The 12,871-nt window shown below is 70.1% G+C and carries 9 protein-coding genes; 5 read left to right on the plus strand and 4 right to left on the minus strand.

Going from position 1 to position 12,871, the window contains the following annotated elements; translation table 11 throughout:
• Nucleotides 1–100: 100 nt before the first annotated feature.
• The 4 genes from CD790_RS02705 to CD790_RS02720 form a co-directional block, all read right to left on the minus strand.
• A complete protein-coding gene (locus tag CD790_RS02705) occupies nucleotides 101–868 on the minus strand; it encodes a succinate dehydrogenase/fumarate reductase iron-sulfur subunit (RefSeq protein WP_144381317.1) in 768 nt (255 codons plus the stop codon).
• The gene (locus tag CD790_RS02710) at nucleotides 865–2,844 is read right to left on the minus strand and encodes a fumarate reductase/succinate dehydrogenase flavoprotein subunit (protein ID WP_144381318.1); all 1,980 of its coding nucleotides are present in this window, start codon (nucleotides 2,842–2,844) and stop codon (nucleotides 865–867) included. Before CD790_RS02710 ends, CD790_RS02705 begins: the two co-directional genes overlap by 4 nt.
• Before the next feature lie 15 nt (nucleotides 2,845–2,859).
• Nucleotides 2,860–3,687: a hypothetical protein gene (locus tag CD790_RS02715; RefSeq protein WP_144381319.1), complete on the minus strand. Its 828-nt coding sequence runs from the start codon at nucleotides 3,685–3,687 to the stop codon at nucleotides 2,860–2,862.
• Nucleotides 3,688–3,749: 62 nt separating this feature from the next.
• Nucleotides 3,750–4,088, minus strand: a complete 339-nt coding sequence (locus CD790_RS02720; protein WP_144381320.1) for a hypothetical protein — start codon at nucleotides 4,086–4,088, stop codon at nucleotides 3,750–3,752.
• A gap of 310 nt (nucleotides 4,089–4,398) precedes the next feature.
• Here CD790_RS02720 and CD790_RS02725 point away from each other — a divergent pair, with 310 nt between their 5' ends.
• The 5 genes from CD790_RS02725 (at nucleotide 4,399) to CD790_RS02745 (ending at nucleotide 12,864) form a co-directional block, all read left to right on the plus strand.
• A complete protein-coding gene (locus tag CD790_RS02725; protein ID WP_144381321.1) occupies nucleotides 4,399–6,309 on the plus strand; it encodes an ABC transporter family substrate-binding protein in 1,911 nt (636 codons plus the stop codon).
• Between the two features lie 557 nt (nucleotides 6,310–6,866).
• Complete coding sequence (typA, locus tag CD790_RS02730) at nucleotides 6,867–8,768, plus strand: translational GTPase TypA (protein ID WP_144381322.1); 1,902 nt, start codon at nucleotides 6,867–6,869, stop codon at nucleotides 8,766–8,768.
• Nucleotides 8,769–9,222: 454 nt separating this feature from the next.
• Entirely contained in the window at nucleotides 9,223–10,848 is a 1,626-nt protein-coding gene (locus tag CD790_RS02735; RefSeq protein ID WP_144381323.1) for an ABC transporter substrate-binding protein, read from the plus strand.
• Between the two features lie 101 nt (nucleotides 10,849–10,949).
• Entirely contained in the window at nucleotides 10,950–11,876 is a 927-nt protein-coding gene (locus tag CD790_RS02740) for an ABC transporter permease (protein ID WP_144381324.1), read from the plus strand.
• Entirely contained in the window at nucleotides 11,869–12,864 is a 996-nt protein-coding gene (locus CD790_RS02745) for an ABC transporter permease (protein ID WP_144381325.1), read from the plus strand. The genes CD790_RS02740 and CD790_RS02745 overlap by 8 nt, the downstream gene beginning before the upstream one ends.
• The last annotated feature ends 7 nt before the right edge of the window (nucleotides 12,865–12,871 follow it).

The raw sequence follows: 12,871 nt of genomic DNA on the forward strand, positions 1-12,871 counted from the left end.
CCCTCATCCCGCCGCCGTTCGAAGGGGGCGCCCTCTCCCGGGGCCCGCCCGATGGGCTCGCCGTTGTGGCGGGACGGAGTTCCCTGCCGGAAAACCAGGGTCACTTACGTCGGCGGATCTTGTCGCCCAGCCACACCAGCGGGTCGTACTTGCGGTCGACGGCGCGCTCCTTGAGGGGGATGAGGGCGTTGTCGGTGATCTTGATGCCCTCGGGGCAGACCTCGGTGCAGCACTTGGTGATGTTGCAGTAGCCCAGGCCGTGCTCGTCCTGGGCGGTGCGCTTGCGGTCCAGGCCGCGCTCGGCGGCGGCGTCCAGCGGGTGCATGTCCAGCTCGGCGACGCGCATCAGGAAGCGGGGCCCGGAGAAGGGCGCCTTGTTCTCCTCGAAGTCGCGCACCACATGGCAGGTGTCCTGGCACAGGAAGCACTCGATGCACTTGCGGAACTCCTGGGAGCGGCCCACGTCCTCCTGCCGCATGCGGTACTCGCCGGGTCCCAGCCCCTCCGGCGGGATGAAGGACGGCACCTCGCGCGCCTTGGTGTAGTTGAACGAGACGTCGGTGACCAGGTCCCGCACGACGGGGAAGGCCCGCAGCGGGGTGATGGTGATCGTCTCGGCGCGCTCGAACACCGACATCCGGGTCATGCACATCAGCCGCGGCCGGCCGTTGATCTCCGCGCTGCACGAGCCGCACTTGCCGGCCTTGCAGTTCCAGCGCACCGCCAGGTCGGGGGCCTGGGTGGCCTGGAGTCGGTGCACGATGTCCAGGACCACCTCGCCCTCGTGCACCTCGACCTGGAAGTCCGACAGCGCCCCGCCGTCGGCGTCGCCGCGCCACACCCTGAAGTGCGCCTGATAGCCGCTCACTGGGTCAGCTCCTCGTCCGTCAGGTACTTCACCAGCTCGTCCTTCTCGAACAACTCCAGCAGGTCGGGCCTGATGGGCGGGGTCTCCCGGCGGGCCAGCCTGATCTGGCCGCGCTGCGGATCGGTGGCGGCGAGCCCGGCGGTGGGGTCGGAGAGCTGGCACTCCAGGTTGACCCGGCGCCACAGCCGGTCCATCTCCGGACAGTCGTCGCGGGTGTGCCCGCCGCGACTCTCGGTGCGCTCCAGGGCGGCGCGCGCCACGCACTCGCTGACCAGCAGCATGTTGCGCAGGTCGATGGCCAGGTGCCAGCCGGGGTTGAACTGCCGGTGGCCCTCGACGCCGGCCCGCCGGGCGCGCACCCGCAGCCCGGCCAGCCGGTGCAGCGCCTCGGTCATCTCCTCGGCCCGCCGGATGATGCCCACCAGGTCGTTCATGGACTGCTGGAGCTCCTGGTGGAGGGTGTACGGGTTCTCGGCCGGGGCTGCGGGCCCGTCGCCCGACGGCTGGGCGGCGCCGCCCTCCGCGCTGAACGGGCGCAGCGCCTCGGCGGCCGCCATGTCCACCTGGGCCGGGTCCGGCACCGGCCGGTCCGCCGCGCGCAGCCCGGCCGCGAGGCGGGCCGCGTACAGTCCCGCCCGGCGGCCGAAGACCAGCAGGTCGGAGAGCGAGTTGCCGCCGAGCCGGTTGGAGCCGTGCATGCCGCCGGCCACCTCGCCGGCGGCGAAGAGCCCCGGTACCCCGGTGGCGGCCGCGGTGTCCGGGTCGACGGAGACCCCGCCCATCACGTAGTGGCAGGTGGGCCCGACCTCCATGGGCTCGGCGGTGATGTCGACGTCGGCCAGCTCCTTGAACTGGTGGTGCATGGAGGGCAGCCGGCGCTTGATCACCTCGGCCGGCATCCGGGTGGAGACGTCGAGGAAGACCCCGCCGTGCGGGGAGCCGCGGCCCGCCTTGACCTCGGCGTTGATGGCGCGGGCCACCTCGTCGCGGGGGAGCAGCTCGGGTGGCCGGCGGTTGTGGTCGGGGTCCTCGTACCAGCGGTCGGCCTCGTCCTCGGACTCCGCGTACTTCTCCTTGAAGACGTCCGGGATGTAGTCGAACATGAACCGCTTGCCGTCGCTGTCGCGCAGCACCCCGCCGTCGCCGCGCACGGACTCGGTGACCAGGATGCCCTTGACCGACGGCGGCCAGACCATGCCGGTGGGGTGGAACTGTACGAACTCCATGTTGATCAGCGGCGCCCCGGCCAGCAGCGCCAGCGCGTGCCCGTCGCCGGTGTACTCCCAGGAGTTGGAGGTCACCTTGAAGGACTTGCCGATGCCTCCGGTGGCCAGCACCACGGCGGGGGCCTCGATCACGAAGAAGCGGCCGGACTCGCGCTCATAGCCGAAGACGCCGGCCACCCGGCCGGCGCCGGGGCCGCCGTCGGGCGCCGTGTCCTTGAGGACGCGGGTGACCGTGCACTCCTGGAAGACCTTCAGGCGCGCCTCGTAGTCGCCGTACTCCTCCTTGTCCTGCTGCTGGAGGGAGACGATCTTCTGCTGGAGGGTGCGGATCAGCTCCAGGCCGGTGCGGTCGCCGACGTGGGCCAGCCGCGGGTACTCATGGCCGCCGAAGTTGCGCTGGGAGATCCGGCCGTCGGGGGTGCGGTCGAAGAGCGCGCCCCAGGTCTCCAGCTCCCAGACCCGGTCCGGTGCCTCCTGGGCGTGCAGCTCGGCCATCCGCCAGTCGTTGAGGAACTTCCCACCGCGCATGGTGTCGCGGAAGTGGACCTTCCAGTTGTCGTGCTCATTGACGTTGCCCATGCTGGCCGCGATGCCGCCCTCGGCCATCACCGTATGGGCCTTGCCGAACAGGGACTTGCAGATCACGGCGGTGCGGCAGCCCTGCTCGCGCGCCTCGATGGCGGCGCGCAGCCCGGCGCCCCCCGCGCCGATCACCACCACGTCCCATGCCTGCCGGTCGACGTGCGTCATCAGTGGGCACCTCTCCTAGAAGAACCGCGGATCGTCGAAGGCGCCGCTGGCCACGAGGTAGACGTAGAGGTCGGCGAGGGCGACGCTGACCAGGGACGCCCACGCCAACTGCGCGTGGCGCGCGTTGAGCCCGCTGACCCAGCCCCACATGCGGTAGCGCACCGGATGTCGGGAGAAGTGCTTCAACCGTCCGCCGATGATGTGCCGGCAGGAGTGGCAGGAGAGGGTGTACGCCCAGATGAGCACGATGTTCACCAGGAAGACCACGGTGCCCAGGCCCATGTGGCCCCAGTCGTAGTGCTCGTCGCGGAAGGCCAGCACGGTGTCGTAGGTGAGGATGCCGGCGACCAGCACGGCGGCGTAGAAGAAGTACCGGTGGCTGTTCTGCAGGATGAGCGGGAAGCGGGTCTCGCCGGTGTAGCGGGAGCGCGGCTCGGGCACGGCGCAGGCCGGCGGCGAGGACCAGAAGCCGCGGTAGTACGCCTTGCGGTAGTAGTAGCAGGTCAGCCGGAAGCCCAGCGGGAAGATCAGGATCAGCAGCGCGGGGGAGAGCCCCCACCAGTTGCCCACGATCTCCCAGTTGGGGCCGGCGCGCATCGGCTCGCAGTGCTCCGCCAGACAGGGGGAGTAGAACGGCGAGACGTAGGGGGCGGCGTAGTAGTCCGCGTCGGCGAAGGCCCGCCAGGTCGAGTAGACGACGAAGGCGAGCAGCCCGGCGGTCGTGGCCGCCGGGGCCAGCCACCAGCGGTCGCCGCGCAGGTGGCGCTCGCGGATCGCGGCACGCGACGGCTCGTGCACGCCGCGTGTTCGCGCAGGGGCTTGGGGGTCCGTACCAGTGGCCAAGAGGGACTCCGCGGTCCGGTGGTGGGGGTTCGGGCGGCTGCGCTGAGCGTGCGCCTGCGTCCCTACGGCGCGTGGCGGTCGTGGAGCCCGAGCCCCTCGTCGTCGGAGTCCCGCCACATCGTCGGGTCGTACGGGGTGTCCGGGACCTGCACCATGTCCGGGCCCTTCGCCGTCGACGGGGGCGCGGACCGTCCGGCCGCGCCCGGCGCGGAGCCGCTCGGCGTGCCGGCGCCGGGGACGGCCGCGCGCAGCAGGTCGAGGTCCTCGCGCAGATGGTCGGTGTCGCTGCGGAGGCGCCGGATGTCCGTGGACCCGCCGACCTGCCGTTCCAGCCGGTCGACCGCGCGGCCCAGGTCGTCGAGGCAGCGCTGAGCTGCTGTCAAGTCGTCTTTCAGGGACATGACTTGCCCTCACTTCCGCGGTTGCGGGCGACGCTCATGCGACAGCGAGTGTCGCGCGTCTCTGACGTGGTTGGGAAGACGCCGTTCGCGATTGCGGGGATCTACCGGCGTGAACGCGCCGTCGAGCGCCGATGCGCACGCCGGAGTCGTTGGTCCGGTCAGGTGGCCTTGACCCCGCCGTCGCCGTGTCGGCGTGCCGTCGTGTGAACCATCGATTTCAGTGTGTGAGCAGTATATGCGATGAGCGGCAAAACATGACAAAGCCGACAAAGCGTGTCATTGGCCGGTCACATCCCGGAGGTTACGAGCCATGTCCATCGACAAGCGCCGCGGTGTCGCGCTGCTCGCCGCGGGGGTCCTGCTCCCGCTGCCCGTGCTGACCGGCTGCGGCTCGGACGGCGACTCCGGATCGACCGCCGGAGCCCAGGACCTGGCCACCGCTCCCCGGGCCCAGGTGCGCCAGGGCGGCGCCCTCCGCTGGGCGCTCGACGCGCCGCCCAGCACCTTCAACGCCTTCCAGGCCGACGCCGACGCCGGAACCGAGCGGATCGCCGGCGCGGTGCTGCCCGCGCTCTTCACCCTGGACCCGCGGGGCCGGCCCCGCCGCAACGCCGACTACCTCCGCTCGGCGGAGGTGGTGCGGCGGCAGCCCCGGCAGGTCGTCGTCTACGAGCTCGATCCCGACGCCGTCTGGAGCGACGGCCGCCCGATCGGCACGGAGGACTTCGCCGCCCAGTGGAAGGCGCTGCGCGGCACCGACAACGCCTACTGGACCGCCCGCAACGCCGGCTACGACCGCATCGCCAAGATCGAGTCGGAGGGAAAGCGCCAGGTCAAGGTCACCTTCGCCAAGCCCTACGCGGACTGGCGGGCGCTGTTCACGCCGCTGTACCCGCGCAGCGTCATGGGCGACCCCGACGCCTTCAACGACGCCGCCCGGGAGGGGCTGCCGGTCGGCGCCGGCCCCTTCGCGATGCGCCGGCCGCCCACCGGGGACCACCGGTCGGTCACCCTCGTCCGCAACCCCCGCTGGTGGGCGCGGCCCGCCCGACTGGACCGGCTGGTCTTCCGCGCGGTCCCCCGCGACCAGCGAGCCGCCGCGCTGGCCGCCGGCGACCTGGACCTGGCCGGGGTCGACCCGGCCGCCGCGGGCGTCGTCCGCCGCGCCGGCCGGCCGCTCAGCGACGGCGAGCGCTCCGCGGCCGCACTGCGCGCCTGGGTGGGGCGGTACGGGCCGCCCGACGCGCGCGCCGAGTACCGGCGGGAGCTGGCCGAGCGCGGCACCCTGCGCCGGCTGACCGTGCGCACCGCCCTGGAACCCGCGTACACCCAGCTCGCCCTCAACGGGGCCTCCGGCCCGCTGGCCGACGACCGGGTGCGCCGCGCGGTGGCCCGCGCCATCGACCGCGGGGCGCTGGCCGAGGCCGCCCTGGCACCGCACGGCCTGCCGGCGCGACCCCTGGGCAGCCATCTGCTCATGACCGCCCAGCAGGGCTACCAGGACAACAGCGACGCGGTCGGCGTCCGGGACGCCCAGGCCGCCCAGGCGCTGCTCGCCGAGGCGGGCTGGCGGCCGGGCGGTCGCGCCGGGCACCGCAGGAACGGGACGCTCCAGGCCCACAGCGACGGCCGCGGCGGCGAGGCCGACGCCCGCGGCGGCACGAGCCCCACCCTGATGCGCAAGGGCAGGCCGCTGAGCCTGCGGTTCGTGCTGCCGTCCGGGCCGGGATCCGCGCAGCTGCGGGCCACGGGCGAGGGGATCGCCCGGATGCTGGACGGGATCGGGGTGCGCACCGAGATCACCACGGTCGCCGACGACAGCTACTTCCGCGACTACATCGCCTCCGGCGACTTCGACCTGGCCCTCTACTCCTGGCCCGCCACCGCCTTCCCGGCCACCGACGCCCGCCCCGTCTTCGCCAAACCGCAGGCGGCCGCCGACGGCTCCCTGGTGGTGGAGCAGAACTACAGCCGGGTCGGCACCGACCAGATCGACCAGCTCTTCGACCAGGCCGTCGCGGAGCTCGACGCCGACGCCGGCCGGACCCTGGTGACCCGCGCCGACGCCCGCATCTGGGCCGCCGCGGGGTCGATCCCGCTCTACCAGCGGCCCGAGCTGGTCGCGGTCCGCAAGGACGTGGTCAACGCCGGCGCCTTCGGCTTCGCCACCCCCCGCTACCAGGACATCGGCTTCCGCACCCCCGCCACCTCCCGCCGGTGACCCCCGTAGGGCTTGCTCGCGGCGGTCGCGGCATCCCGTCCCGCCGCGACGGCGACCGGCCACGACGTCGCAGTTCGGCGGTGCCGAACCGACCGTTCGTGTCCTGGGCTCCCGCCGGGAGGCGCCCCGCGCCGTAGGGCTCGCTGGCGGCGGTCGCGGCATCCCGTCCCGCCGCGACGGCGACCGGCCACGACGCCGCAGCCCGGCGGTGCCGAACCGACCGTTCGTGTCCTGGGCTCCCGCCGGAGGCGCCCCGCGGTGCCGAACCGGCCGTTTCGTGTTCTGGGCTCCCGCCGGAGGCGCCCCGCGGTGCCGAACCGGCCGTTTCGTGTTCTGGGCCCCCGCTGGAGGCGCCCGGCGGTGCCGAACCGGCTGTTGTCCTGGGCCCCCGCGGGAGGCGCCCCCGCCCGAGGCGGCCAAGCTCACAGTCGGCGGGCGCGCCGAGTGCCCGGCGGCCCCGTACGATGGGGTGAGGCCGTGGCGTGATCTGCCCGGCGGGCGCGCGTGCCGGACCGTACGCGTGGCCATCCACATACTCCGGGAGAAGCGCCGCTCGTATGCCCACGCGCCACGACATCCGTAACGTCGCCATCGTCGCCCACGTCGACCACGGCAAGACGACCATCGTCGACGCCATGCTCAAGCAGGCCGGTGCCTTCGCCGCGCACCAGCAGGTCGACGACCGAGTGATGGACTCGAACGACCTGGAGCGTGAGAAGGGCATCACGATCCTCGCCAAGAACACGGCGGTGAAGTACCACCCCAAGGACGGCGGGGCCCCGATCACGATCAACATCATCGACACCCCCGGCCACGCCGACTTCGGCGGCGAGGTCGAGCGCGGCCTGTCGATGGTGGACGCGGTCGTGCTGCTCGTGGACGCCTCCGAGGGCCCGCTGCCGCAGACCCGCTTCGTGCTCCGCAAGGCCCTGCAGCAGCGCCTGCCCGTCATCCTGTGCATCAACAAGACGGACCGTCCGGACTCCCGCATCGACGAGGTCGTCAACGAGACGTACGACCTCTTCCTCGACCTGGACGCGGACGAGGACCAGATCGAGTTCCCGATCGTCTACGCCTGCGGCCGTGACGGCATCGCCTCGCTGACCAAGCCGGAGGACGGCACCGTCCCGGCCGACAGCGAGAACCTGGAGCCGTTCTTCTCCACCATCCTGGAGCACGTCCCGGCCCCGACGTACGACGAGGCCGCGCCGCTCCAGGCCCACGTCACCAACCTCGACGCGGACAACTTCCTCGGCCGTATCGCGCTGCTCCGCATCGAGCAGGGCGAGCTGGCCAAGGGCCAGACCGTCGCCTGGATCAAGCGTGACGGCTCCATCGCGAACGTCCGCATCACCGAGCTGATGATGACCGAGGCGCTCACCCGCAAGCCCGCCGAGAAGGCGGGACCGGGCGACATCTGCGCGGTCGCGGGCATCCCCGACATCATGATCGGCGAGACCCTCGCCGACCCGGAGAACCCGATCGCGCTGCCGCTGATCAAGGTCGACGAGCCGGCGATCTCGATGACCATCGGCACGAACACCTCGCCGCTGGTCGGCCGCGGTGGCACCGGCAAGGGCGCGGACGCCAAGGCGGCCGTCAAGGACCGCAAGGTCACCGCCCGCCAGGTCAAGGACCGCCTGGAGCGCGAGCTGATCGGTAACGTCTCGCTGCGCGTCCTGGACACCGATCGGCCGGACGCCTGGGAGGTGCAGGGCCGCGGTGAGCTGGCGCTGGCCATCCTCGTCGAGCAGATGCGCCGCGAGGGCTTCGAGATGACGATCGGCAAGCCGCAGGTCGTCACCAAGGAGGTCGACGGCAAGACGTACGAGCCCGTCGAGCGCATGACCATCGACGTGCCCGAGGAGCACATGGGCGCCGTCACGCAGCTCATGGGCGTCCGCAAGGGCCGTATGGACAACATGTCCAACCACGGCTCGGGCTGGGTCCGCATGGAGTTCGTCGTGCCGTCCCGCGGCCTCATCGGCTTCCGTACGGAGTTCCTGACGAACACCCGTGGCACGGGCATCGCCCACTCCATCCACGAGGGCCACGAACCGTGGTTCGGCACCCTGACCACCCGTAACAACGGGTCTCTGGTCGCCGACCGCTCGGGCGCCGTCACCGCCTTCGCGATGACGAACCTTCAGGAGCGCGGCGTGCTCTTCACGGAGCCCGGCACCGAGGTGTACGAGGGCATGATCGTCGGCGAGAACTCCCGCTCCGACGACATGGACGTGAACATCACCAAGGAGAAGAAGCTCACCAACATGCGCTCCTCCTCCGCCGACTCCTTCGAGGCGATCGTCCCGCCGCGCAAGCTCTCCCTGGAGCAGTCGCTGGAGTTCTGCCGCGACGACGAGTGCGTCGAGGTGACCCCGGAGGCGGTCCGTATCCGTAAGGTGGTCCTGGACCAGAAGGAGCGGGCCCGCACCGCCTCGCGCGCCAAGCACTCCTGACGCCCCGGCGCCCCCGTCGCCGGGGGCGCCCGGTGCTCACTGTCGGCAACGGCCCGGCCCCTCTGAATCCGTTTCAGCGGGGCCGGGCTGCTGCTGTTTGAGGACCCGCTCGTCAACGGAATATCGCTACGCCCTGGTTCGGATATCGGAGCCGGGGGTCCGGATGATGCGTTAACAGTCCGTTTCGCGGGTGTCTGTCTGCGGTGCCTTTGTCCGGATTTCGAGGCTCCGCGCGTAGACGATGTGACCAAAGCGAGACCCTTTAAGTGTGGTTTACAAGGCGCGGGTGCTCAATCATGGGGTCCATCGAGCTCGGGTCAATGGGTCACGCGCTGTGGGGAGCGCTGGCCTACGAGCGCACTGGGGGGTTCCAGGTTCCGTCGCTGTCAGGGGTGTCAGCGTGCACCCGGTGCCCTCCCTCGTAGTGACAGTGGACTCCTGAGGAGGCATACCCATGCGCGGAGCCAAGAGCGCCAAGTGGGTCGCGATGGCGTCGATCGTGGCCATGGCCGCGACCGCCTGTGGCGGCGGCGGTGACAGCGACAGCGGGAAGGGGGAGGTCGACCCGAACGGTACGTACACGTACCAGAACGTCGAGCCTCAGAACCCGCTCATCCCGACCAACACGAACGAGGTTGGCGGCGGCTACATCGTCAAGAACCTCTTCCGTGGTCTGGTCGACTACGACATCGACGGCAAGCTGCAGAACCAGGCGGCCGAGAGCGTCGAGACGAAGGACAACAAGCTCTTCACGGTCAAGCTGAAGAAGGGCTGGACCTTCCACAACGGCGAGCCGATGACGGCCGCCTCCTTCGTGGACGCCTGGAACTGGGGCGCCAACGCCAAGAACGCGCAGCTGAACGCCTCTTGGTTCGCGCCGATCAAGGGCTACGAGGAGGTCCACCCGGAGAAGGGTGACCCCAAGGCTGACAAGATGTCAGGCCTGAAGATCGTCAACGAGCACGAGTTCACGATCGAACTGTCGCAGCCCGTCGCGACGTTCAAGGACCGGCTGTTCTACGACGCGTTCTACCCGCTGCCCAAGGCGTTCTACAAGGACACCAAGGCCTTCGGTGAGCACCCGATCGGCAACGGCCCGTACGAGATGGACGGGGACTGGGAGCACAAGGTCCAGTTCAAGACCAAGCGGTTCAAGAACTACAAGGGCAGCGACAAGCCGAAGAACGGCGGCGTGATCTTCAAGTTCTACAACAAGGAAGACAGCGCCTACAACGACCTGGTGTCCGACAAGCTGGACATCATGTACCAGATCCCGCCGGGCAGCCTGGCGCAGTACAAGAACGACCTCGGCGACCGCGCCACGGACCAGATGTTCGGTGGCAACACCAACATCGCGTTCCCGCTCTACGACAAGGAGTGGGGCAAGCCGGAGAAGGCCAAGGTCCGCCAGGGCATCTCCATGGCGATCGACCGCGAGACCATCGCCAAGACGGCCCTCAAGGGTTCGAAGGACCCGGCCGACGGCTGGACCCCGAAGGTCGTCGAGGGCTACCAGCCCAACTCCTGCGGTGAGTTCTGCACCTTCAACCCCGAGAAGGCCAAGAAGCTCATCAAGGAGGGCGGCGGCGTCCCGGGCAACAAGCTCACCCTCGCCTACAACGCCGACGGCAGCAACAAGGAGTGGGCGGAGGCGGTCTGCAACGACATCCGGCAGAACGCCGGTGTCGAGTGCGTCGCCGACCCCCGGTCGACCTTCCAGCAGCTGCGCACCGAGATCACCGACCGGAAGATGAACAGCGTGTTCCGGATGGCCTGGGTCCAGGACTTCCCGAACATCTCCAACTTCATCTCCGAGCAGTACCGCACCGGTGCCGGTGCGAACGACATGGAGTTCAGCGACAAGGAGCTGGACGAGCTGATGGACAAGGCCGACAAGGCCAAGACCATCGAGGAGTCGAACAAGCTCTACCACCAGGTGGAGAAGAAGCTCTCCGAGCAGATGCCCTCCATCCCGCTCTTCTTCGACCACACCAACGCCGGCCACTCCACGAAGGTGCAGAACGTCAAGTTCGACACCTTCCGCCAGGCGATCTGGACCGAGGTCGAGGTCAAGAAGTAACCGGGACACGCTTGCAGTGACGCAGGCTCAGCGGCCGCCTGCCCTCGGACACATGTCCCTGGGCCGGGCGGCCGCTGGCCCGTCGGCGACAGGAGGACAACATGGGGCGTTATGTCGCGAGGCGACTGCTCCAGATGATCCCGGTCTTCATCGGGACCACACTGCTCATTTTCCTGATGGTGTACTCGCTGCCCGGCGACCCCATCAAGGCCCTCTTCGGCTCCAAGGCGGCCGATCCGGCGACGGTCGAGAGACTGCGCCATGAGTACGGGCTGGACGACCCGCTGCTCACCCAGTACTGGAACTACCTCACCGGCCTCTTCCAGGGCGACTTCGGGCAGAGCTTCACCGGCCGTCCCGTCGCCGACCTGATGGCCGACGCCTTCCCGGTGACCATCCGGCTGGCTCTGCTCGCCTTCGCCATCGAGGTGGTCGCGGGCCTCGCCCTCGGCCTTCTGACGGGTCTCAAGCGCGGCAAGTTCCTCGACCAGTTCGTGCTGGTGATCACGCTGGTCGTGATCTCCATTCCGGTCTTCGTGATCGGCTTCCTCGCCCAGTTCTTCCTGGGGATGAAGTGGGGGGTCATCACCCCGACGGTCCAGGACTCCATGAACCTGGGGCAGTTGTTCGTGCCGGCCCTGGTGCTCGGCGCGCTCTCCCTGGCGTACGTCACCCGGCTGACCCGCACCACCGTCGTGGAGAACCTGCGGGCCGACTACATGCGCACCGCCATGGCCAAGGGCCTGCCGCGACGCCGAATCCTGGGCGTGCACCTGATGCGCAACTCCCTCATCCCCGTCGTCACCTTCCTCGGCACCGACCTCGGCATGCTGATGGGCGGCGCGATCGTCACCGAGGGCATCTTCAACGTCCAGGGCGTGGGCAACACGCTCTTCCGGGCCATCCAGACCAGTGAAGGCCCCACCGTGGTCGGCATCGTGACGGTGCTCGTCCTCGTCTACCTCGTGAGCAGCCTGGTCGTCGACCTGCTGTACGCCGTCCTGGACCCGAGGATCCGCTATGCCTGAGTTCTACGATTCCACGGCCCACACCCAGGCGGCGGTGGCGGCCGCCCAGCCCGCGCTGGACAAAGAGAAGCAGGTGGACCGCAAGCACGTGGTGCCCGGTCCGGGGGACAAGGAGCGGCACGAGAAGGCCCGCAGCCTGTGGGACGACGCCTGGCGCGAGCTGCGCCGCTCCCCGCTGTTCTGGATCTCCGCCGCGCTGCTGGTGCTGTTCGTCCTCATGGCGGCCGTGCCCAGCCTGTTCACCGGCGCCGACCCGCGCCACGCCGATCTGCGCAACCACTACCTGGGCTCCCCGCAGTGGTCGCACTTCTTCCAGGACGACTGGTTCGGCTACAACGGCCAGGGCCAGAGCGTCTACGCCCGGACGATCCACGGCGCCCGCGCCTCGGTGATCGTCGGCACCTGTGTGACCCTCGCGGTGACGGTGTTCGGCGGCCTCTTCGGCATGTTCGCCGGCTACTTCGGCGGCTGGGTCGACGCCCTTCTGTCGCGCCTCACCGACGTCTTCTTCGGCATTCCGCTGCTGCTCGGCGGCATGGTCCTGCTGCAGGCGTTCACCCGCCGCACCGTGTGGACCGTGGTGTTGGCGCTCGCGGCCTTCGGCTGGATGCAGATCGCCCGCGTCATGCGCGGCGCGGTCATCACCCAGAAGCAGGCGGACTTCGTGACGGCGGCGCGTGCGCTCGGCGCGGGTACCAGCCGGATCCTCCTGCGGCACATCCTGCCGAACGCCATCGGCCCGGTGATCGTGGTGGCCACCATCGCGCTGGGCGGATACGTCTCCGCCGAGGCGACCCTGTCGTACCTGGGCATCGGCCTCCAGCCGCCGACCGTGTCGTGGGGCGTGGACATCTCCGACGCGCAGAACACCCTGCGCGACGCCCCGCACGTGCTGCTCGTCCCCGCGACCTTCCTGAGCCTGACCGTGCTGGCGTTCATCCTGCTCGGCGACGCGGTGCGCGACGCCCTCGACCCCAAGCTGCGCTGAGGGAGGC

The organism is Streptomyces sp. SAJ15 (genome assembly GCF_007595705.1).
Lineage (GTDB): Bacteria > Actinomycetota > Actinomycetes > Streptomycetales > Streptomycetaceae > Streptomyces.

What these genes read in the sequence shown, in the direction of transcription:
- CD790_RS02725 (WP_144381321.1), top strand. Translation starts at nt 4,399, where the DNA reads ATGTCCATCGACAAGCGCCGCGGTGTCGCGCTGCTCGCCGCGGGGGTC.
- CD790_RS02740 (WP_144381324.1), top strand. Translation starts at nt 10,950, where the DNA reads ATGGGGCGTTATGTCGCGAGGCGACTGCTCCAGATGATCCCGGTCTTC.
- CD790_RS02745 (WP_144381325.1), top strand. Translation starts at nt 11,869, where the DNA reads ATGCCTGAGTTCTACGATTCCACGGCCCACACCCAGGCGGCGGTGGCG.
- typA (WP_144381322.1), top strand. Translation starts at nt 6,867, where the DNA reads ATGCCCACGCGCCACGACATCCGTAACGTCGCCATCGTCGCCCACGTC.
- CD790_RS02720 (WP_144381320.1), bottom strand. Translation starts at nt 4,088, where the DNA reads ATGTCCCTGAAAGACGACTTGACAGCAGCTCAGCGCTGCCTCGACGAC.
- CD790_RS02735 (WP_144381323.1), top strand. Translation starts at nt 9,223, where the DNA reads ATGCGCGGAGCCAAGAGCGCCAAGTGGGTCGCGATGGCGTCGATCGTG.
- CD790_RS02710 (WP_144381318.1), bottom strand. Translation starts at nt 2,844, where the DNA reads ATGACGCACGTCGACCGGCAGGCATGGGACGTGGTGGTGATCGGCGCG.